Here is a 21,720-nt window from a genome sequence, read left to right on the forward strand (position 1 = left end):
AATTCACAAGAAAAGAAACCAAAAAGTGATCTTTTAAAAAATAAAGGCTCCACTGACAGTGGAGCCTCTTAGAAATTTACTCTTTAAAAAATTAGAATTTATAAGCTACACCAACACGGAAATCATTGGTTTTGTAGTTAACTTCAAGTTTTTCCTTTGCAAATTTCTTTTTACCAAAATCAGAGTAACGATATTCTGCACGTACAATCACATTATCCAGAAGCGAGAAATCAACGCCACCACCAAGTGTGTAACCAATCATGGTTTTTGTTTCATCAGCTAAGTTCTTAGAAGAAACGACTCTTCCATCCTCATCCTTAACGGATATTGATACAGTGTCTTGGAATTGCCCATAAGCAATACCACCAGCAAGATAAGGCATAAAGCGATCAGCAGCAAAACCAATACGTACCCGTGTAGCACCACCCCAATTTTGTTTGAAAGTATGACTTAACGTTTCAACTTCATACTCTTGATCAAGACCAAGTTCAGAAGCCATCTTTTTTATTTGTTCTATACCATACACACTGGAATCGTTTTTATCCACCACTTGTGTACTTTGTGCACCGTGTCCAGCCATATTCCGTCCACCATGAGAACTAGAAGCATGTGGATTAGCACCATGCGCATGAGCACCAGAGCCATGCCCACCTGCATGAGATGCACCACGCGAATTAGCATTTCCGCTACCATGGAAAGAGCTATGATGACCTCCCCGTTGGGCTACGCTTGTTCCATTAGAAGCGTTTGTCTCTGAACCAGAGGATGATCCTGATCTCGCGAGTAAAAGTGTCCCCCCGCTCGGTACTGTTCTTTCTACTGCTGATGGTTGTGATCCAGATTGTACCGGTGTAGGTGCTTTTACTGCTGGCTGACTTGCTTCTGTTCCTGTTGATGGGGTAGAGAATGTTAGTTTTGTTACAACTGATTTTGCAGGTACCGCCACCGCTGACTGTACTGCTGGTGTGGCTGAGATGGATTGTACTTGTGAAGATCCCGCTAATATAGATGTTGTTTCTGCAGATTTTGCAGGCGCATCTGCTCTTTTTGTCTCAACTCTTGATGATTGGTTTTCTGTATCTGATCTTCCTAACGAAAGCTCTGACTGGACCAGTGTTCTTGTCTCTGTGCTGGAGGAGGATTGTTTAGATGTAGAAATTGTTGCTGTTTCTGCGCCTGTTTGTGGTTTTGTCACTGGCTTAGAGGACCCTCGTTGTCCAGCTGACGATGCTGATGTTGGATTTGAAACTCCTAATGTTTTTCCTTCCACTTTCACTGTTTCTTGTACTGTTGTAGAATTAGGATTGCCAGTTGTTGCTGTTTTCCCTGATTGGCTTACGCCTGGATTTGGTTGTTGATTTAAATTTGCCTGCGTAGATTGCGCTTGGACAGTTGATTGTATTGGTGTATTTGACGTTAGGGTTCCTGCTACTGGTGACACTGGTGTTCCTGTTGTGGTTACACCTTCTGCAGATCTGCGGGATCTTACGACTGCATTTTCTACTGTAGTGTTATCAGCTGCACCTATGGTAATTGTCTTTGTGTGTTTTTTTCCAGATATCATTAAATCCGTATCGATACCAAAAATAAAGTTGTCACCGAGATCAATATTAGAACCTGCATAAAAACCACCTGCAAAACCTGAAAGTTTAGGAGAGAACTCTTTATCCAGTGGTAAACTATTTTCTTGACCAACAAGAGCCATATCAGCTTTGCTCGAAAAACCACCCGCTTGAACACCTAAATAAAGACCTGTCCATGAAAAAGTAGGCGCGATAATGGTAGAAGAAGTCGATGATGCTGGCTGATGAGGAATTATAACATCAGCAGCTAGTGCTGTAGACGCTGAAATTAAAGAAAAAATAGACGCTGTTATTAAACGTTTTGTATTCATAAAATCTCTCCAAATATCCAAAATGAAATGTATATAGAGCATCTTTTTTGAAAGATCTGTAGCAAAAATGACACACTCACAAAAAAATAAAGAATTTTTGAAAATAAGGCTTCTTAAACTTTTAATTTTGCATTCAATGAGCATTTGTAAACTAAATCACACTAAAATTATGTGTATTAAAGTTGGATTCATTTTCATTAAAGTTTCGCATAACTGTTAATGATAATATTCTTTATAAATTTCTTTTTATCAAAATCTAAATAACAGTATTCTGCATACAATAAACTATTATCTGTTATTGCAAAATCAATGCCAGCGCAAACAGTGAAATCAAATATTGCCTTTTTTAAAACCAAGCGCCATCATCAAAGTCTCATCTATTTACCAGCATGATCTACTTTTAGTACTTTAGCAATAGTATTTTGTATCTAAAATTCAGAAAAACAAAGGACTTATTCAAACACTCGCAAAAAAACTTTTAGATTCTTTGCATAAACATCTTCATCCTGCTACATCACATTGATTTATAAGGATAACTTTTTGTTTTCATATTGAATGAAAAAACTAATACTGTAGGATTCTCTCATTTCAAATCTGTTTATCTTGAATCAATCAAAACCGCTTGCTTGCACATCACAAGCGGGGCTAGCGTATGGGTAAAAACTATAGAAGAAAGGACTAAAAATGGCTCTTATGAACCGTCTTAATGCAAGGACTGTCGCAACACCCACGAGCTGGTAAATATAATGATGGTGCCGGCTTGTTACTTCATAAGCGTAAAGATGGAGGTGCTCAATGGATTTACCGTTGTACCATTCATGGTCGGCGTCGTGAAATGGGCTTGGGAGCGTTGCGAGATGTTTCTTTAAAACAAGCTCGTGAATTGGCAACTGGGTGGCGTTCTGTTCTTCGTGAAGGGCGTGCCCCTATTAAAGAACGTGAAAAACAAAAGCGTGAGGCAATAAGTAATCTCCATTATTTAAAAGATATCGCGTTGGATGCTTTTGAAAGTCGTAAAGCTGAATTAAAAAATGATGGTAAAGATGAGGATTGGTTTTTACCATTACGCCTTCATATTCTCCCTAAACTAGGCTGTCTTCCCGTTTCTGAGATTACACAAACAGAGATACGCAATGTTCTTGCCCCTATTTGGCATACAAAAGCTGGAACAGCTAATAGAGCTCTTATTCGTCTCAACCTTTGTCTCAAACATGCGGCTGCATTAGGATTGAATGTTGATTTATAAGTAACAGAAAAAGCACGCGCGCTCTTAGGTAAACAACGTCATAAAACGCAAAATTTACCAGCCATGGATTGGAATGATGTTCCGGCTTTTTATAAAACACTCTGTGAAGCATCAACCATAACACAACTGGCTTTGCGTTTGCTTATTCTGACAGGCGTTCGTACCAATCCTTTACGTCATATTCATAAAGATCAAGTTGAGGAGAATATATGGACCATTCCTGCTGAGAATATGAAAGGAAGGCGTGATGCTACAACAGAATTTCGCGTGCCTCTATCAACAGAAGCATTAGAAATTCTAAAACAAGCGCGCTTGCTCTCTCGTAATGATTTCTTTTTTTCTGCTAGAGGTCGTGGTCCCCTCGCTGAGAAATGTATGGCTACGTATATGAGAAAAAATAAAATTGAAGCCTGCCCCCATGGATTTCGCTCTAGTTTACGCAATTGGCTCGCTGAAACAACCGATGCTCCCTATGAAGTCGCTGCAACTATTCTAAGTCATACAGTTGGCGGCAAAGTAGAGCGTGCCTATCGTCGTACTGATTATCTAGAACAGCGCCGTGTTTATATGGATAAATGGGCGGCTTATGTCACCGGTCAATCTTAAGATATGGGGTGAATAACCCCATTATCTGTGGATAACTTTAACTCTCTTGTCTCTCATTCTTTCTCAATAAGAGTCATAATTTATCACATCAATTATCACATCAGAAAAAATATGATAAAATATTGTTTTCTATAAATAAAATACCTTCAAAAATGAACAAAAATATGGTTAATAAATGCTTATGATTTGTTACCATTTTTTTATAGTGAAAGGAAATTATTATGACAGAAAATGATATTCTTTTAACAGACCGTGAAAGTGCAAAATTGCTTCATATGAGTGTTTCAACATTCCGCCGTCATGTAACCAATGGCTCTCTCCCAAAACCTTTAAAATTTGGTTTTTTATCCCGTTGGTTACAATCAGATCTTATCAATGTCATCGAGCAAGCAAAGCAGCAACGTTATAACGACGCGGCATAAAAAAACCTTGTCACGTAAGGACGGACAAGGCTTTCTCAAGCTCATCAACCTAGAGCTTTATTTGGTGTAAATTCAAGGCTTTCTCTGCTGAAGCACGACTTAAGGTTTGCATTCAAGTTGTTCTGAATGCTTTTTACAATAAGGGCTATTTAAGCGCTTCTTGACACTTCGCTGTGGTATGACAGTGCCTGGACGACAAATGGGAAGGTTTTCGTCTCTAAAAGTATAACACCATCCTCCCTCATGTTCATTTTCATAATGGAAACCTGATTGAACCATACACGCATGAATTGTTGCCCATGCATTGATACTAAGCTTTCTGCTTTCTGGATCGGTATAATAAGGTGTTGGCATTCCACATTCTAACAAGGCTTTTCCTACCTCTGTAAAATCTGCTCCTGGTTTCTTCCACGCTGTCACCTCTCCTAGAGGAGGTTTGTTAAATTGACATCCGGCTATACTGAACAAAGTTACAGCGCTTAATAATTTTAGAGTTTGTTTCATTTGTTCCTCCTTAAAGGGACTTGTACTCGATTGGATGAGCCGTAAATATACCGACATGCTTGGCCCGCATCTCCAAGACAGGTATGGGAACTTATGGGATTTGTAGCCACTCTCAATCATTCTTTCCAAACGTTACTACCAGCAGGTATTGTCTCGTAGGTATACACCAATAATTCTGCTTACAAAGTCATATCTATTCCCATCAAAGCCAATAGTAGTTTGTTTGCCATCACTCACATAACCTAACAGACCAGATGCAACTAAAACATTAAAGGCTGGTCTATAGAAATTGATATTCGTGTTGTCGGCTATCCCGTGCATACCTTCTTGTTTGAAAGAATTCAGCATATTAAAGCCTGTCAAACTGCCCCAACTATGGGCATCAATATGCAATCCTGTATTGCCATAAAGATACATTGTATCCTGGAATTTCTTGGTTGAATTGGTCAATCAAAAAAAGTTTACTTTCCAGAAGCTTCTGAAAAATCGCTATCCCTATTTCCACTTCCCAGTCTTTAGTTTGTGGGAAGTATGTAAAATAAAGGGGACCATGATCATTGTCAGCAAATTGGACAGCATAACACGCAGCATCATCGGATGTGTTAAAAATGCCATTTTAGAACATACGCCTGTTGCCATCAGAACCAACTTGTAAATGCTGGCTGCTCATCTTCAGCTTTTAAAAAGTGATACAGAGTAATATATTCTCCACCACTGTCTTTATATAGGTTCTCCATTTTCATCAGTTAAATAGAGGACATTGCCATTTTCATCATGCTCAACCTCACCTACTGGATGCTCTTTGACATTTGTCATTTCGCGCACTTTGTCCCAGTATCCAAGACCTTCATCCGATAAATCATTGATCATGTCTAAGCGATTATGAACGATGCCCTCAAGCAATATGGCATCTATCGGTGCGACAGCCCTGGTGGACTGCTGCGGTGTTGTGGTTGAGAGAGAGAGCCAATGATTTGTCCAGCATCTTGCCCCATCGCCCTCTGTCCAGTTGTATCAGTGAGGATGATGGTGCACCGCTGATAGCGGATTTGTATATCCTTCCGCTCCATCATGGGCTTTGCCGTGACTTAAAGCATTTTTGGCAATGTTTTTTATCGTGTCATTCCCAGAAATGCTAAACCCTTGGCTGCTAGCTTGAGCATGTGCACTGTTGGTTATATCACTGGTGCTTATGCTTCCTGTGATCAAGTTGTTTTTGTCTGCCGGTGCGCTGCTGACAATGATACCTCCCGTTAGGGTCGTTTTGTCTTTAACAATGATATTAAAGCCGCCATCACCGGTTTTGATGCCTGATTGCTCCACAACACTATGATAATCGCTAGAGGATTTATCCTTTTGGAAAGAGGCGCTCATAGAGCCCCCACCCATTTACTAAGGAAATTAAATGTGTGTAACACCAAACATATCATCATACAGCCTGCTAAAGATGAGAGCTTTATTTTTTTACCATTGGCTATGAAAGAAAATCCTCTGAAGACTATCTCAATCAACTGATCAAAAATAATATTAAACTTTTGTGTGATGTTCGTAAAAATTCAATAAGTAGAAACCGCGGATTTTCGAAAAGACAATTAGAGAAAGCTATAAGCAATATTAATATTGAATATATGCATATGCCTGAACTTGGAATTGCTTCTGAAAAACGAAGAAATTTGAAAACACAAAAAGATTATGACCGCCTTTTTGAAGATTATCAAAATACAACTCTCAAGAATAATTCTTGTGCAATAAACAAATTATATCAAATTTTTTTAAAAAAAAGCGTGTTGCAATCACCTGTTTTGAAGCCAATGTATGCATGTGTCATAGAGGACAACTCGCATTAGCTCTCACTCAATTGTCTGATTGGAAATATGAAATTAAGCACATTTTAAAAAATAAACTTACAAACTTTTTACATATGGGGGGCATTTACAACCTCTAGCCCTCTCCCCATTCCTAACAACTTTTAAATAATGCATGATTCACGCTACGGGTGGATTGTACGCAAATCAAGGAAATAAACCATGGAAAATAAATATGAACTGACTGATGAAATAACTGAGGTTGATGGAAAAACTCTTCACCGAATTCGTGCTTTAAGGGATTTTGATGCTGTTAAAGCAGGTGATCTTGGCGGGCTTTATACAAAAAAAAGACAACCTAAGTCATGATGGTAATTGCTGGGTAGGTGATGATGCAAAAGTCTATGGTTATGCCAAGGTTTTTGGTGATGCTTATATTGATAACATTTCTGATATTTATGAAAACGCATGTGTTTTTGCCAATGCACAAGTTTCCGGTGCTACATTTATTAGTGGAAAAGCTAAAATTTATAGAAATGCTAAAATTTATGACAGTCCTTTGATTTCCATCAGAGCAAATATACACTGGCTATTAAATAAGTGCAAAATGGCATCTCCAAGAAAATAACCAGACTTACAAAAGGCTCTTTCAATTGGTTATTGCATCAGTATTTACAAAGCATGCAATGGCATAATCAATCAGAATCTACTCAAAAAGTTAAATATCGAATTCTGAATAATGTTTCTAAACATATTGCTGATCGTGCATATAAAAGTATAGAAAGACACCATATCCTTGACGCCGTAGACAGAAGGCGACATACTCTCGCAGCAGCAAAACATTTTTTGACCTCTTTAAACGGTCTCTTTAATTGGGCGGTTGATAATGCCCTTTTAAATAAAAATCCTGCCTTTAATATAAAAGCACCAAAATCTCTTAACAACGAGGGATTACTGCCTTGGCTAGAATAGGACATAGACAAATATTATCACCGTTGGTCACATGGTACACATGAACGCGTCTGGATTAACCTTCTTCTTTATACGGGCTTGTTTTACCAGAACTAGAGGCAACCCTTAAAATTGGTCCCATAGGTGATGAAACATTCATTTGTGGTAAAGGTGGAAATAAGCTTATCAAAGAAAGTTTTGGCAACCTCTTTCGTGAAGCATGTAATGCGGCGGGTATTAAAAAATCAGCGCACGGATTGCAAAAATTAGCAGCAAAACATACTGCCAATGCTGGTGCTACGGTTTCACAAATGAAAGCGCTTTTTGGTTGAACCGAAGATAAAATGGCATCCCTTTATACAAAGAGTGCAGACCGTAAAAACTTTCCCTTGAAGCAATCAAAAAGCTCCAAAAAAGTTAGCCTCACAAAGCACCGCTTAACAAACTAAATTGCTATCAAAATTATTAACGAAATCAAAGCGGCGTTTGAGATGTATCAGAAACCAGAGGAGAAATAGGTGGTTGTGCCTGTTGCATTGTTTGCCATAAATTATAGTTTGTTTGCATATCCAACCAAAATTTTGCTTTACTAAAACCAGCTAATTCTAATTTAACAGCAAGCTCGGTACTTATAGAAGCATGTCCGTTAATCACTCTTGATAAAGAAGCTCTTGTCATATGGACATGATCAGCTAATTTTTGTATTGTTATCCCCATTTCTTCTAAGAAAGCTACTTTCAGAACTTTACCCGGATGTGCGGGGTTGTGCATCATTTTTTTTCATTCCTTTCATCAATGGTAATCTTGATAATCAACAAGCTCCACATCTGTTCCTATAAAGCGAAAAGTAGCACGCCAATTTCCATTCACCCATATAGAACAGTACTCTATAAGTTCACCTTTAAGATGGTGCATTTTAAAGGCAGGCTCTCTCAACATTTCAAGCGTAGTAGCACTTGTTAAAGCCGTTAAGATAACGCGAATTTTTTTACATGATCTGGTCAAATAGCTTTTGTGGAACCTGTTGTACAAAATAATTTTAAGCCCTTATGTTTAAAACTCACAATTGCCATTACCGCCCCTTGTCGTATATCATCGCTATACGGTTAATAACAAATAAGAGTTAAGCCCATGTTAGAAATATCTGATTCTATATCTGGAAAAAATAGATAGGAATAAGTGATAAAAAAGCTTCAAAAAGGTTAGGGATAGACACTCAAAAAACATAATAGAATCAATGATTATAAAACCCCTTACTCTTGTAATAAGTCACTGATTTTAATTACCTTTTTTACACTCTTTTAGTGGTGCAAAACTATAACGATGTAACCCTATAACTGGTCCATATTTATCAAGAGCTGTACGATGCGCTAGCGTTGCATAACCTACATGCTTCTCTAAACCATACCCTTTATAAACTTGTCCTGCACATTCCATCATCCGATCACGCGTTACTTTTGCAATAATAGATGCGGCTGCAATTGAAACTGAACGCTGATCGCCCTTAATCAACGCCATTGCAGGACAAGACAACTCAGAAGGAATATCACGCCCATCAACAAGGACATAGTGGGCTGGAATGGCTAATCCTATAATACAGCGACGCATTGCTTCTAAAGTTGCTTTTCTAATATTAGATTGATCAATTGTACGAGCACAAAGACTGGCGACTGAAACCGCTAATGCACTTTGCAAAATTTCATGATAAAGTCTATTTCGTTGGAAAAAAGAAAGTTTTTTTGAATCATTTAACCCATTAGGAATACGATCTCTATCCAAGATAACGGCTGCTGTTACCACAGGTCCAGCGAGAGGCCCCCGTCCTACTTCATCAACACCTGCTATATGAAAAAAACCCTGTTTTTGCAAATCCAATTCGCACGAAAAATTTGGTTGAAGCGGCAAATTAAACATCTTTGATAAATCACACATATAACAAACATACATCTATTTCTGTAGCCTGATCATTTTTTGCAAGCATTACAGTTTTAAATGGCTCTTCAAATATTCTGCGAACTCTTACACAAAAGATAAAAAACACATTTCTTTGGTTCCCCTCTTTCATTATGTATAATAAAATCATGATGAAATAAAAGCTTTTATATTTATTTATCAAATATTTCCTAAAGTCATGATAGGTTTTACAAACCAATTTGGGTGCATTGATTTGATAAAAAGAGCTGCTTGTTGCGCCGTTTGTTTATTTTTAAAAATGCCAAAGCAAGTTGCTCCCGTTCCAGACATACGGGAAAAAAGAGCCCCACATTCATCTAATATAGATAACACTTCAGCTAACTGAGGTGCTATTTTTAATGCAGGAGAAAAAAGATCATTACGCGTTTCTTGTAAAGCTTTAACCAATGAATCAACACTTTTTAAAGCGTCTGTATTAATTTTTAAAGAAGGATTATGACGCTTCTCTAACGCTTTAAAAACAGTTGGTGTTGAAATCTCTTGTCCATGATTAACCAATACTATTGCAAGAGAACAGGCTCCTTTTATTTGTATCATCTCTTGACCAATTCCTTTGACCAAAAGCGGCTGCTGATATTCTAATGCACAAAGGCACATGGGAACATCAGCACCAAGAACTAAGCTCTTTTTTGCTAATTCTTCGTAAGGGCAATCAAGATTCCACTGTTGACGCAACATGCTGATAACCCCAGCTGCATCACCTGAGCCGCCACCAATGCCTGAAGCAACAGGTAATGTTTTTACAAGCCGAAAAAAAGCAGGTTGAGCACATTCCGGAAAAGTCTTATGCATAAAGTCCCGTGCGCGAATAACCAAATTATCTAAATGAGAAACAAGTCCTTTTGCAAACGGCCCCGTCAAAACAAACTGATTATTTTCACAAGGTGCATAGTGTAGACAATCACCGCTAAGACTAAAATAAACCAAACTTTCTATTAAATGATACCCATCAGCACGTTGCCCCACAACATGTAGAGCTAAATTCAATTTAATAGGTGTAAATAAATAGGAATGTCTTTGGAACGAAGCTTGTACATTTGGCATCATATGACGTAATATTAACCTGTATAGGGTTCTTTTACAAACTCCCCCCTTTTATCCACACTTTTAGCACTAGCACTATAAACAGCTTGGAATATTCTTAATCGTTTTCTAAAAAACAATAAATATAAAGAGTTCTCATACAAAACAAACGACATGTTCTCATTCGTATCATTTCAAGCCTTTTTTCTTCTAGCATCTGTTTTTAGATAAAAATCTCTCTGGCTTGAATGATCCTTTCCATCACAAACCATAACGCTGCCAAAGTGCTCGCTCTTCTGCTGCCATCAATGCACTATCAATGACTGTATAAACCGTATGTGCCGTCACTCCTGAAGGCGTTTTAGGTCCTAAAAAACTTTTTGGAGGCGTAATAAGTCGAAGTTTTGCATCATTACCAAAGCGCTCTTTAATAACAGAACGTACATCATTCAATCCATCAACAAGACCAAGCTCAACGCTTTGTTTTCCACTCCAAAACATTCCTGTAAAGAGATTCGAATCATCTGATAATTTTTCAGCACGCCGTTCTTTAACCAAATCGATAAAAGTTTGATGCACTTCAAGTTGGAGAGATTTCAAATGCTCAATATCCGCCTTTTTTTCTGGCTGAAATGGATCTAATGTAACTTTGTTCTTTCCTGCTGTGTAGACACGCCGTTCGATACCAATTTTTTTCAAAAGTTCCGGAAAACCAAAGGAAGCTGAAACCACTCCAATGGAACCAACAATTGAAGAAGGATCTGCAAAAATTTCATCCCCCGCACAAGCAATCATATAACCACCGGATGCTGCAATATCTTCAATAAACACAAGAACCTTTTTATTTTTTTCTTCTGCCAAATCACGAATACGCTTGAAGATAAAACGCGATTGTACAGGTGAACCACCAGGAGAATTAATAATAAGTGCAACAGCCGGTGACTTTTTGTGTCCGAAAGCCTTCTCTAAAAGATTTGCACACCTACTGAGGGAAAGAGTACGAGATATAGACGCTGATGAATCCATAATTGCTCCTTGAAGGCGCACCACAGGAATTTCAAGTTTATCGGAAGAAAAACGGCGTGGAATAAAACTTTTAATAAAATCCATCAAAACAAAATCTCCTTATAAATTAAGAACAATTAAATAGGAAAGGACAACAAAAAGGAAGAACGCGATAATATCCAAAAGCGCCAATCAATCCCCACATTACAAGCAGAAATATAACTTCACCCAAAGTCAAACCTCCCTAATAACAAAGTTTGGACTCTAAATAATAAACTAAAAAACACAAGATACTATTAGAAAAGTTCCCACAAGCTTATATATCCATTATTAATTGCATCAACCCGTGGTGAAAAAGTATGGTCATTACCTTCATGTATAACCAATGCCGGCAAAACAGATAAAGCTGCTCTGCTTCCTCGTTTTGCGTAAAATAAAAGACGAATTGCTGCTGTTTTCGCACGTGCATGCACAGGAATTATACAAATACCACCAAAACGCCCTTCTAAAGCACGCAAGATATCTGTCAGCGATTGTGGACGCGCAATGAGCCCTAAGTATCCACCTGGCTTAACAATGGCTGCTGCACTCCGCAACCAGTTATCAAACATCGCTTCAGACATAACATGTGCTTCAGATTTTTGTTTATCAGGTGTCTTACGATCGGTGGGATTATTAAAAGGTGGATTCATAATCGCAAAATCAAAGCTATTATCTATCAAACCTGCTCTTATACGGGCATTCCCTTTGAAGGTAACATCTGCTTCTAGCAAACAAATTCGGCTAGCAAATTGTTTATTTTGTTTTAGCATAAGCGTTTTTTGAGCGTAAGATACCATAAAAGCTGAACGTTCAACTAAGGTAACATGAACTTTCAGACAACGCGAAGCAACAGCCAACCCTGCAGCTCCAGCACCTGCCCCTAAATCAACAACCTTGCCCTTTAAATCACTTGGAACCAAACTAGCTAATAACATCGCATCCATTCCAGAACGATGACCATATTTATGGGGTTGAACCAAATAAAATTTTCCGCGGTGAAAACTGTCAATTGTTTCACCAATTTGATTCGCTGCTTTATTCATTTAAAAGCCTAATGTTCATCTTTATAAACTGCATTTTTGCCATTCAGCTGCTATTTTAAATTTTTTATTATTTCATAACAATAAGATTACACTCGCTAAAGAACATTTCTTGCCAATAACATTCCAAGCTAACACTTTTAAACGACATCAAAAGCTTGAGTCAAAACCAAACCCCCTTTATGCTAATAAATAAAGTAATTTTTATATATGTCCATTGCAATACTCTAGGAGTAAACACATTGAGTGCAGCTATCAAACTAAAACAAATAAGAAATAATCAAATTTCTCTTCAATCTCTTGTCAATCTTACTCAAAAAGATATGGATTGCGTAAATCAATTTATTCTCTCTATGGCAAAATCAGAGGTTGAGATGATCCCTGAAATTTCTAACCATCTTATTTCATCAGGTGGAAAGCGATTACGCCCAATGATTACGCTCGCTTCTGCTCATATGTTCGGTTATCAAAGTAACGGGCATATAAAACTCGCGACAGCTGTTGAATTTATGCATACAGCAACATTACTACACGATGATGTGATTGACGAAAGTAATTTACGACGTGGAAAATCTACAGCACGGATGATTTGGGGGAATCAAGCAAGTGTACTTGTTGGTGATTTCCTATTGGGCCAGGCCTTTAAAATGATGGTCGATGTCGGTTCCATAGAAGCGCTCTCTGTCCTAGCCAACGCTGCTGCAATTATTGCTGAAGGAGAAGTTATGCAACTTTCTGCCGCAAAAAATATAAAAACCAGCCCTTCAGAATATCTCAAAATCATCAATGCAAAAACAGCAGCACTTTTTTCAGCAGCCGCTGAAGTAGGACCCATTATTGCTGGCTATGGAAATAAAGAGCGTTCTTCATTACGTGAATATGGAACATCCTTAGGTTTAGCTTTCCAATTAATTGATGATGCACTTGACTATAGCGGTAGTGCTCAAAACTTAGGAAAAAATATAGGGGATGATTTTAGAGAAGGAAAAATCACAATGCCTGTTATTCTCGCATATGAGCGTGGGAATATGGTAGAAAAAGATTTCTGGAAAAAAGCGCTTGAAGATGGCAATAATAATGATGAATCCTTTGCACACGCGCAACACTTAATGGAAAAGTATGATAGTATCACAGATACAATAGAACAAGCACGCATCTATGGAAAATATGCAATTGATGCTCTTGTTCCCATGAATGAAAATCTTGCTTACAATGCTCTCGTTGAGACTGTTGAATTTTGTATTTCACGCGTAAACTGAATTCTTTGCAAGAATCGCAGTATTTCTCAACAAAGTAATGAGATATGATCTATAAACAACACCATCAATTGATTATCTTGAAAAGGATTAGCTCCATGTGCTCTGCAACGGTATCTCGACTTTTTGCCCTTTTTATCGTGGGTATCATGCTGATGCCATCCCCCACCTACAGTAAAATAAGTGCAGCAACTCATACAAGCTCATTTACAGGTGCTTATTTAGCTGGAAGGGTTGCAAATCATGAAAATAAAACAGAACTTGCTATCAATTATTTTAAACAAGCACTGGTTTATCAACCTGATAACATTGAAACACAAAAAGAGCTCCTTGAAGCTATGCTCTCGGTCGGAAACTTTAAAGAAGCTGTCCAACAAGCCCAAAAACTCAAAGAGAACGATGTTATAACTCCCTTTGTTTCCTTAACTTTGTCAGTAGAAAGTCTCATCAAAAAAGACTATAAGAATGCCAAGACTCTTCTCCAATTAAAAGAACTTCCTACGTCCAATAATCCAATACCTGAACTCATCGGCGCTTGGATTACATTTGGATCTGGACAAAAATCTCAAGCAATCGCTGATCTTAAGAAACTCAAAGGTCCTGTCTGGTATGACCTTTTTATATCTTATCATCTAGCACTTATGAGCGACCTTGCAGAACGGCCAAAGGATGCAAAAAAATATTTCATTAAAGCACTGAGTAACAAACAGGGAACTCTTATCGCTCCTAATACTTATGAGCGTATTATCATAGCCTATGCCTCATTCCAATTGCGCCATAGTATGCGCAACCAAGCTCTTCAAACAATCCAGCATGGCGAACAAATGTTGTCAGGTCGCGAAGTCCTTAAAAACTTTCGAGAAAAAATTGAAAAAAATGCTTTCTTAGAGAGAGTTATTAAAACACCTCAACAAGGAGCAGCCGAGGTATTATATAATTTTGGAACAGCCCTCAACTACAAAAACTCAGGGCGAATTGCACGTATTTTTAAGCAATTATCTTTCGCATTATACCCTCAAAATGACGCAACACTGTTTCAGCTCGCACACATTTCTGCTAAATTGAACGATCCACATCAAGCAATTAAACTTTATCGCGCTTTATCCCCTAAATCTCCTTATTATAAAGATGGACAACTTCATCTTGCATTCCTTCTTGCTAATAACAACAATTACAAAGAAGCAATAAAATTACTCACATTGTTAAATAAAAAATTTCCCAATGATCGTAATATTTTGATAACGCTCGTTGCTTTTTATATGCAGGACAATAAATTTCTTGAGGCCATTAAAACTTTAGACTACGCTATTACAAAGATAAAAAACTTTCAGCAGGACGATTGGAAACTCTTTTATCAGCGTGGTATTGCTTTTGAACGTTTAAAGCAATGGCCAAAAGCAGAAATTGACTTGCGAAAATCACTTGAATTTTTCCCAAACCAACCGCAAGTTCTTAATTATTTAGCCTATTCCCTTGTGGAACGTGGTGAGAAGCTTGAAGAATCGCTCCGTATGCTGCAAAAAGCTTCTGCTTTGCAAGCTCACAACAGTCATATTCTCGATTCTTTAGGGTGGGCTTATTATAAACTAAAAGAATATAATAAAGCAGTGCAAATATTAGAAAATGCTGTCAGATTACAACCTGAGGACCCAACACTGAATGATCATTTAGGGGATGCCTATTGGAAAGTTGGACGTAAACGTGAAGCAATCTTTCAATGGAACCACGCAATTGACGGAAAACCAGAAAATTCTGAACAAATTCAAGAAAAGTTGAAATTTGGTTTGCAATAAATGATGCTTAACCATAAACCACATGAAATAATAAATAGAGAAACTAAAATTACTTTGGTTTTTTGTTTAGTCCAATATAAAGAGTATAAAGCGTGAAACTGCCTGAACATCTTAACCCCAAACGTTCTTTTCAGGGACTAATCTTAACTTTGCAAAACTATTGGGCATACTATGGATGTGCAATTTTGCAACCTTACGATATAGAAGTCGGAGCTGGGACTTTTCATCCAGCAACAACATTACGCTCTCTAGGTCCACGCCCTTGGAAAGTTGCTTATGTCCAACCCTCTCGACGTCCAACAGATGGCCGATATGGTAAGAATCCAAATCGTTTACAACACTATTATCAATTCCAAGTGCTTCTCAAACCCTCTCCGCTCAATCTACAAGAACTTTATATAAAGTCGCTACAAGCTATCGGGCTTGATACAAAACTGCATGATATTCGCTTTGTTGAAGATGATTGGGAAAGTCCCACTCTTGGTGCTTGGGGGCTCGGATGGGAATGCTGGTGCGATGGAATGGAAGTCTCTCAGTTTACTTATTTTCAACAAGTGTGCGGCATTGAATGCGCTCCAGTTTCAGGGGAACTCACATACGGTCTTGAGCGTCTAGCGATGTATATCCAAGGGGTTGATAACGTCTATGACCTTAACTTTAATGGTTTGGAGGGAGAAAACAAAATAAGTTATAGAGATATTTTTTTACAGGCAGAACAGGAATACTCATATTATAATTTTGAATTTGCTGATACAAAACTGCTCCATCAGCACTTTATCGATGCAGAACGCGAATGCAGCGCACTTCTTGATGCTGGAAAACCAAATAAAGAAAATGTATTCCATCGCTGTGTTTTTCCTGCCTATGATCAATGTATTAAAGCGAGCCATATCTTTAACCTTTTGCAAGCACGTGGCGTTATTTCTGTAACCGAACGACAAAATTACATTCTTCGCGTTCGTAATCTCGCGCGCCGTTGTGGGGAAGCCTTCTTACTCACAGAAGCTGGACAAATATACACTGGAGAAGCCTAATGTCTGATCTTCTTCTTGAACTTTTCAGTGAAGAAATCCCCGCACGTATGCAACGAAAAGCTGCTGCTGATCTTAAAAAATCTGTTACAGATCAACTTGTGAATGCTGGATTGATCTATGAAGCTGCTCGTGAATATTGGACACCTCGTCGGCTAACATTGGACATACGCGGACTTTCCACACGCTCAAAAGATATCCATGAAGAACGCAAAGGTCCCAGTATAAAATCACCACAGCATGTAATTGATGGTTTTCTACGTGCAACAGGATTAAACGATATTTCTGAAGCGCATATTGGACATGATGATAAAAAAGGTCATTTTTATATTGCTAAAATTGTTAAAAAAGGTCGAGCAGCAGAAGAAATTATTGCCGATATTTTACCGGATATTATCCGCAACTTTCCGTGGCCGAAATCTATGCGTTGGGGAAAAGATTCAGCACAAAGTGGTACTTTGAAGTGGATTCGACCTTTACAAAACATTCTTTGTATCTTCGGACCAGAAATTGGTGAAACACATGTTATTCCATTTACAATTGGTTCTCTTAAAAGCAATAATTTAACTTATGGTCATCGTTTCTTAAGTGATGGAAAGCCATTTCAAGTGCGCCGCTTTGATGATTATGTTACTCAACTTGAAACCCATAAAGTCATTCTGGATGCCGAGAGACGAAAGAATATTATTTTAGCTGATGCCCAAAATCTCTGCTTTGCAAACGGTTTAGAACTGGTTCAAGATAATCCTCTCCTAGAAGAAGTTGCTGGTCTTGTTGAATGGCCTGTTATCCTGATGGGTGATTTTGAAAAATCATTCCTTGATATTCCTCCAGAAATTATTCGCTTGACCATTCGAGCCAATCAAAAATGTTTTGTCACCCGTAAACAAGGAGAAAACGTAAAACTTTCTCATCATTTTATTCTCGTTTCTAATATTCTTGCAAATGATGAAGGCAAAGAAATTTCGAAAGGAAATAGTAAGGTTGTCCGTGCCCGTCTTTCCGATGCACTTCATTTTTGGCAAACTGATCAGCGTGATTTGCCTGATCTTCAACAATTGGAATCTTCTATAAAAAAATTTGAACTTGATATAAAAAAACCTCTCGATCAAAGAATGGCGCGACTTGATCATTTGAATGTAACTTTTCATGCTAAATTGGGTACGCAAGGTGCAAGAGTAGAACGCATTGCTACACTCGCACAAGAAATTGCCCCTTTGATACAAACAGATCCTCTTTTAGCAAAACGTGCAGCCATCCTTGCAAAAGCTGATTTGCAAACAGAAATTGTCGGAGAATTTCCTGAACTACAAGGTGTTATGGGGAAAAAATACGCCCTTCTTCAAGGGGAAAATCCTCGCGTAGCTGTAGCAATCGAAGACCATTATAAACCTCAAGGTCCAACAGATCGTCTTCCACAAGAACCACTTGCTATAACCGTTATGCTCGCCGACAAAATTGACATGCTCGTTGGCTTTTGGCTCATTAATGAAAAACCAACGGGCTCAAAAGATCCCTATGCGTTAAGACGAGCAGCATTGGGAATTATTAGGCTTGTACTTTCGCGAGATTGGAAAATCAATCTTATGCCACTGTTTCAGTTAGCAACGAATCTTTTCTTACAACAAAAAAATAAACATGAAATCTCTCAAAGAGAAAATTCACAATTGCAGAATCTGCTTCCAGAAAAAACAGAATATATTTTATCAGATCTGTTATTCTTTTTTCATGACCGTTTGAAAATCTATCTAAAAGAGGAAGGCGCTCGTTACGATGCCCTTGAAGCTGTTTTAAATAAAGATTCTGATGATTTTTTATTGGTTGCACGTCGTGTCGAATCGCTTATCGCTTTTATCAATACCCATGATGGAATGAACTTTGTAGCCTCTGTAAAACGTACTGCCAATATTCTTGAAAATGAATTTCAAAAAAGCACAACAATAGCGAATGAAATTAATCCTGAGCTCTTTATCGAGAAAGAAGAAAAGCAGCTCTATCATGCAATCTGTGAAGTAGAAAGAAAGGTTCTTGCTCCCATCAATGCAACAAATTTATCATTTTCACTCAGTGTGCTAGCGCCACTTGGAAAATTGATTGATATATTTTTTGAAAACGTATTGGTGAATGATAAAAAACCTGATGTTCGTGCTAACCGTCTTGCTCTTCTCAAACGCACTCACATTGTTACACAATCGGTTGCAAACTTCTCAAAACTTGTCCTTTAAAATCAAAGAGCCTATTAACTGGTAAAAACAATGAAGATAAATTTTTCTTTTTTATGACTTTTATTAATTAATACTGAGAAAATTATGCAACCAAAGAGAGTGTTCTTTATCTCTCAAATATCATTAATTAAGATATGTTTTCATTTTGATAAACGATTCTTTCTCAAGAGACTCTTTAATAAGTTCATCTGCCTTGTTAGAATCTATTTCCCTTGCAATAAGGGTACGTGCTGTAGAAATTGCCAAATCAATAGCCGATGAAGAAACCATGCGTATTGCATCTGCTTCTGCTTGAGCGATTTTTTGTTCTGCCAATTTATTACGGTTTTTTACATATTCTTCTGCTTTTGCACGGGCCTCAGCAATAATAGATTCAACTTCATGCTTTGCTGCTGCAACAATTTCTTGCGCATCTTTTTCTGCTTCTGCATGTTTGCGTTGATATTCAGCTAATATTTCCTGTGCCTCTTCACGAAGACGCAGAGCCTCATCCAGTTCATCTTTGATACGCTTTGCACGCGCATCAAGATGGTGTATAACCCTTTGTGGAATTTGGAAATAGACTAAAAGAGCCAAAAAAAGAACTAACCCAACAAATGCCCAAAAAGTATCAGTCATCTTTGTCTTCCTCAATAATCCGCAGTTTTAACAACTGAACGAACAGCCTCTTTGCTAATATCAACGTCAATCAATTTTTTCACAATTTCAAGAGCTACTTCTTCAGCGATAGAACCAACATTTTGCATCGCTTTATCCCGAATTTTTGCTATCTGTTTTTCAGCATCTGCGAGTTTTTTCTCTAAACTCTCTTCAATTTCTTTCCGTTCAAGCTCTGCCTTTTCTTTTAATTCTTCACTAGCTACCTGCGCTATAGCCTGCGCATTCAAACGCGCTTCTGCTAATTTCCGCTCATAAGTTTCAACGACAATGTCTGCTTCCTGCTTCATGCGCATTGCCTGATCTAAATCAGATGCGATTCGATCTCGCCGTGTTTCAATAACACCACCAATACGTGGTACAATTACACGAGAGATAAAAAGATAAAAAAGACCGAAAGAAATTGCCAACCAGAAAAAATGCGAACCAAAATGCACAAAATCAAAAGGCGGAAACACACGATTTGCATGCTCTGCCACCTTTTTAATATGTTCTATCGACGTTTCAGTGTTCTGTGCATAAGCGCTTGAAACAAACATCTTCTTTCATCCTTTAAATAGCTTATTAAAGCCCTCTATAACCGATGATAACTGACTGACATCTCTCTGGCATCTCTCTGGCATCTCTCTGGTTAAGAGCTAAAAGGGTAAATCTTTCCTCATGCAAGAACAGATATACCCTTTTGATGATGATCAAACCCCAAAAAGAAGTAATAAAGCAATGAGCAATGAAAAAATTCCCAAAGCTTCTGTTACAGCAAAACCAAAGACGAGACGTCCAAACTGACTATCTGCTGCTGATGGATTTCGTAATGCACCAGAAAGATAGCTACCAAAAATATTACCAAGTCCTAAAGCTGTTCCAGCCATACCAAAGCAAGCAAGACCAGCGCCAATATATTTTGCTGCAAGCACCATTTCCATGTTATTCTCCTTTAAAGCGAAATTGCATTATTCGACGGAATAACCGCCAGTTTTATTAATGTCCTGGATGAATTGCATCATTAAGATACATACAAGTTAAAACCGTAAAGACGTAAGCCTGAAGGAATGCGACCAAAAACTCAAGTGCAGTAATTGCTACAGTCATAATAAGCGGTAAAACCGAACCACCCACACCTACGAGTCCTACCCCAATCATTGAAACAACAAACCCAGAAAACACTTTAAGCGTAATATGACCAGCAAGCATATTCGCAAAAAGACGAAGAGAAAGACTAATTGGACGGGAGAGAAAAGAAATAACCTCAATCATTGTCACCAGAGGCAAAACCACAACAGGAACTCCACTGGGAACGAACAGTTTCAAAAAACTGACCCCATGCTTATAAAAGCCATAACCAATCACCGTCAAAATCACCACCATTGCTAACGAAAACGTGATCATGATTTGAGATGTAACCGTATAAAAATAAGGAAAGAGACCAATAAAGTTAGCAACTAAAATAAAAGTAAACAGAGAAAAAACTAAAGGAAAAAACTGCATCCCCTGCACACCAGATGATTCCCGCAGAGTCGATGCTACAAATTCATATGCCATTTCCGAAAGAGACTGCATCCGCGTTGGAACCAATCCACGACTCGATGACGAAATGAAGAGAAAAATAGAAGTTACAACAACCGTAAGGACTGTAAACAATGATACATTTGTAAACGATAAATCCATATTTCCTATGGAAATCTTAATCAGCCTTGAAACCTCAAACTGATGAATAGGATCTGGAGCGTGCGTTGTCACTTCAACCTCATTTATCGGACCTCTCGTTGGCCCCTTTATCTTGTTTTTGGCGCAATGCGCCTTTTTTTCCTAATTGACTGGAGGAAACATACCCCACAGACCGAAGAATACTCAATACACCAGCAGCAAACCCAAAGAAGAGAAAAAATACTAATCCCCAAGGCCATGAACCTGCTAACTTATCAAACCCCAACCCCAAAACAATACCAACTATAACACTTGCCAGAAACTCACTGGAAAGCTTAATTGCACCTGCCATCCTTCCTTGTGATTTTTCCCGCTTATTCTTATGCTCCCGCTTCTTTAATGCTTGCTTGCGCACTAAAGCTACGCTTAAATTCCTACTACGACATTCCAAATCCTCTGAATGAAGACACTCTCCTTGCTTTTCCTCTTCAGCCTCCTTACGGCTCATAACGGGTTTCTCGCCCATCGCCATCATTGGCTCCTTAATTAAAAAGCAACGTAAGAATACATTTCATAAAACCGTGTGCATCATATTGTTCCCG

At 38.1% G+C, this 21,720-nt stretch carries 23 protein-coding genes and 3 pseudogenes; 10 read left to right on the forward strand and 16 right to left on the reverse strand.

Annotated elements, in window-relative coordinates; translation table 11 throughout:
- Positions 1-91: 91 nt before the first annotated feature.
- Positions 92-1,894 (reverse strand): outer membrane beta-barrel protein, encoded by a 1,803-nt coding sequence (locus ACFILA_RS03945; RefSeq protein WP_375660701.1) that lies wholly within the window; start codon positions 1,892-1,894, stop codon positions 92-94.
- Positions 1,895-2,578: 684 nt separating this feature from the next.
- Between ACFILA_RS03945 and ACFILA_RS03950 the strand changes: the two are divergent.
- Together ACFILA_RS03950 and ACFILA_RS03955 are read left to right on the forward strand one after the other, a co-directional pair.
- Positions 2,579-3,746: pseudogene (locus ACFILA_RS03950) on the forward strand (tyrosine-type recombinase/integrase).
- A 221-nt stretch (positions 3,747-3,967) separates the two neighbouring features.
- A complete protein-coding gene (locus ACFILA_RS03955) occupies positions 3,968-4,168 on the forward strand; it encodes an AlpA family transcriptional regulator (protein ID WP_004860538.1) in 201 nt (66 codons plus the stop codon).
- A 99-nt stretch (positions 4,169-4,267) separates the two neighbouring features.
- Here the strand turns inward: ACFILA_RS03955 and ACFILA_RS03960 are convergent, their stop codons facing one another.
- The 4 genes from ACFILA_RS03960 to ACFILA_RS03975 all read right to left on the reverse strand — a co-directional run bounded on the left by ACFILA_RS03960 (position 4,268) and on the right by ACFILA_RS03975 (position 6,046).
- Positions 4,268-4,672: a hypothetical protein gene (locus ACFILA_RS03960; protein ID WP_375660702.1), complete on the reverse strand. Its 405-nt coding sequence runs from the start codon at positions 4,670-4,672 to the stop codon at positions 4,268-4,270.
- Positions 4,673-4,807: 135 nt separating this feature from the next.
- Positions 4,808-5,122 carry a hypothetical protein gene (locus ACFILA_RS03965; protein WP_375660703.1) on the reverse strand — a complete coding sequence of 105 codons (315 nt, stop codon included), beginning with the start codon at positions 5,120-5,122 and terminating at the stop codon, positions 4,808-4,810.
- Positions 5,123-5,392: 270 nt separating this feature from the next.
- Positions 5,393-5,575, reverse strand: coding sequence for a hypothetical protein (locus ACFILA_RS03970; protein WP_273790410.1), 183 nt, complete (start codon positions 5,573-5,575; stop codon positions 5,393-5,395).
- A gap of 111 nt (positions 5,576-5,686) precedes the next feature.
- Entirely contained in the window at positions 5,687-6,046 is a 360-nt protein-coding gene (locus tag ACFILA_RS03975; RefSeq protein ID WP_273790409.1) for a hypothetical protein, read from the reverse strand.
- 161 nt (positions 6,047-6,207) lie between these two features.
- On the opposite strand from ACFILA_RS03975, the gene ACFILA_RS03980 reads away from it, so the two are divergent.
- The 4 genes and pseudogenes from ACFILA_RS03980 to ACFILA_RS03995 form a co-directional block, all read left to right on the forward strand.
- On the forward strand, positions 6,208-6,519 hold the full coding sequence (locus ACFILA_RS03980; RefSeq protein WP_375660704.1) for a DUF488 family protein: 312 nt from the start codon (positions 6,208-6,210) through the stop codon (positions 6,517-6,519).
- Between the two features lie 180 nt (positions 6,520-6,699).
- Positions 6,700-6,846, forward strand: a complete 147-nt coding sequence (locus ACFILA_RS03985) for a hypothetical protein (RefSeq protein ID WP_375658099.1) — start codon at positions 6,700-6,702, stop codon at positions 6,844-6,846.
- Entirely contained in the window at positions 6,806-7,105 is a 300-nt protein-coding gene (locus ACFILA_RS03990) for a hypothetical protein (RefSeq protein WP_375637538.1), read from the forward strand. Before ACFILA_RS03985 ends, ACFILA_RS03990 begins: the two co-directional genes overlap by 41 nt.
- A pseudogene (locus ACFILA_RS03995) lies at positions 7,057-7,849 on the forward strand (phage integrase central domain-containing protein); the annotation flags it as partial. The gene ACFILA_RS03990 and the pseudogene ACFILA_RS03995, both read left to right, overlap by 49 nt.
- 53 nt (positions 7,850-7,902) lie before the next feature.
- Here ACFILA_RS03995 and ACFILA_RS04000 read toward each other — a convergent pair.
- From ACFILA_RS04000 to ACFILA_RS04025, 6 genes and pseudogenes are all read right to left on the reverse strand, one after another.
- On the reverse strand, positions 7,903-8,202 hold the full coding sequence (locus ACFILA_RS04000; protein WP_273790446.1) for a HigA family addiction module antitoxin: 300 nt from the start codon (positions 8,200-8,202) through the stop codon (positions 7,903-7,905).
- Positions 8,203-8,220: 18 nt separating this feature from the next.
- Positions 8,221-8,501 (reverse strand): annotated as a pseudogene (locus tag ACFILA_RS04005) (type II toxin-antitoxin system RelE/ParE family toxin).
- Between the two features lie 205 nt (positions 8,502-8,706).
- A complete protein-coding gene (locus ACFILA_RS04010; RefSeq protein ID WP_375658100.1) occupies positions 8,707-9,375 on the reverse strand; it encodes a ribonuclease HII in 669 nt (222 codons plus the stop codon).
- A 165-nt stretch (positions 9,376-9,540) separates the two neighbouring features.
- Positions 9,541-10,449: a 4-(cytidine 5'-diphospho)-2-C-methyl-D-erythritol kinase gene (locus ACFILA_RS04015; protein WP_273790406.1), complete on the reverse strand. Its 909-nt coding sequence runs from the start codon at positions 10,447-10,449 to the stop codon at positions 9,541-9,543.
- A 237-nt stretch (positions 10,450-10,686) separates the two neighbouring features.
- Positions 10,687-11,535: a S49 family peptidase gene (locus ACFILA_RS04020; protein ID WP_273790405.1), complete on the reverse strand. Its 849-nt coding sequence runs from the start codon at positions 11,533-11,535 to the stop codon at positions 10,687-10,689.
- Between the two features lie 191 nt (positions 11,536-11,726).
- Positions 11,727-12,515 carry a tRNA1(Val) (adenine(37)-N6)-methyltransferase gene (locus ACFILA_RS04025; RefSeq protein WP_375631021.1) on the reverse strand — a complete coding sequence of 263 codons (789 nt, stop codon included), beginning with the start codon at positions 12,513-12,515 and terminating at the stop codon, positions 11,727-11,729.
- Between the two features lie 179 nt (positions 12,516-12,694).
- On the opposite strand from ACFILA_RS04025, the gene ACFILA_RS04030 reads away from it, so the two are divergent.
- The 4 genes from ACFILA_RS04030 to glyS all read left to right on the forward strand — a co-directional run bounded on the left by ACFILA_RS04030 (position 12,695) and on the right by glyS (position 18,817).
- The gene (locus ACFILA_RS04030) at positions 12,695-13,771 is read left to right on the forward strand and encodes a polyprenyl synthetase family protein (protein ID WP_375660705.1); all 1,077 of its coding nucleotides are present in this window, start codon (positions 12,695-12,697) and stop codon (positions 13,769-13,771) included.
- 95 nt (positions 13,772-13,866) lie between these two features.
- Positions 13,867-15,561 (forward strand): tetratricopeptide repeat protein, encoded by a 1,695-nt coding sequence (locus ACFILA_RS04035; protein ID WP_273790402.1) that lies wholly within the window; start codon positions 13,867-13,869, stop codon positions 15,559-15,561.
- A gap of 92 nt (positions 15,562-15,653) precedes the next feature.
- Positions 15,654-16,595 carry a glycine--tRNA ligase subunit alpha gene (locus tag ACFILA_RS04040; protein ID WP_375660706.1) on the forward strand — a complete coding sequence of 314 codons (942 nt, stop codon included), beginning with the start codon at positions 15,654-15,656 and terminating at the stop codon, positions 16,593-16,595.
- Positions 16,595-18,817, forward strand: coding sequence for a glycine--tRNA ligase subunit beta (gene glyS, locus ACFILA_RS04045; RefSeq protein ID WP_375660707.1), 2,223 nt, complete (start codon positions 16,595-16,597; stop codon positions 18,815-18,817). Before ACFILA_RS04040 ends, glyS begins: the two co-directional genes overlap by 1 nt.
- Before the next feature lie 123 nt (positions 18,818-18,940).
- Here glyS and ACFILA_RS04050 read toward each other — a convergent pair whose 3' ends face one another.
- From ACFILA_RS04050 to ACFILA_RS04070, 5 genes are all read right to left on the reverse strand, one after another.
- Positions 18,941-19,435: a F0F1 ATP synthase subunit B gene (locus ACFILA_RS04050; RefSeq protein ID WP_273790399.1), complete on the reverse strand. Its 495-nt coding sequence runs from the start codon at positions 19,433-19,435 to the stop codon at positions 18,941-18,943.
- Positions 19,436-19,446: 11 nt separating this feature from the next.
- Positions 19,447-20,013, reverse strand: coding sequence for a F0F1 ATP synthase subunit B (locus ACFILA_RS04055; RefSeq protein WP_273790398.1), 567 nt, complete (start codon positions 20,011-20,013; stop codon positions 19,447-19,449).
- 153 nt (positions 20,014-20,166) lie between these two features.
- Positions 20,167-20,397 (reverse strand): F0F1 ATP synthase subunit C, encoded by a 231-nt coding sequence (locus ACFILA_RS04060; protein ID WP_005773968.1) that lies wholly within the window; start codon positions 20,395-20,397, stop codon positions 20,167-20,169.
- Between the two features lie 55 nt (positions 20,398-20,452).
- Positions 20,453-21,211, reverse strand: coding sequence for a F0F1 ATP synthase subunit A (locus tag ACFILA_RS04065; RefSeq protein WP_273790444.1), 759 nt, complete (start codon positions 21,209-21,211; stop codon positions 20,453-20,455).
- A 7-nt stretch (positions 21,212-21,218) separates the two neighbouring features.
- On the reverse strand, positions 21,219-21,650 hold the full coding sequence (locus tag ACFILA_RS04070; protein ID WP_375631017.1) for an AtpZ/AtpI family protein: 432 nt from the start codon (positions 21,648-21,650) through the stop codon (positions 21,219-21,221).
- Positions 21,651-21,720 lie beyond the last annotated feature (70 nt).

This window comes from Bartonella sp. CL71SXKL (assembly GCF_042194935.1).
In the GTDB taxonomy this organism is placed as follows: domain Bacteria; phylum Pseudomonadota; class Alphaproteobacteria; order Rhizobiales; family Rhizobiaceae; genus Bartonella.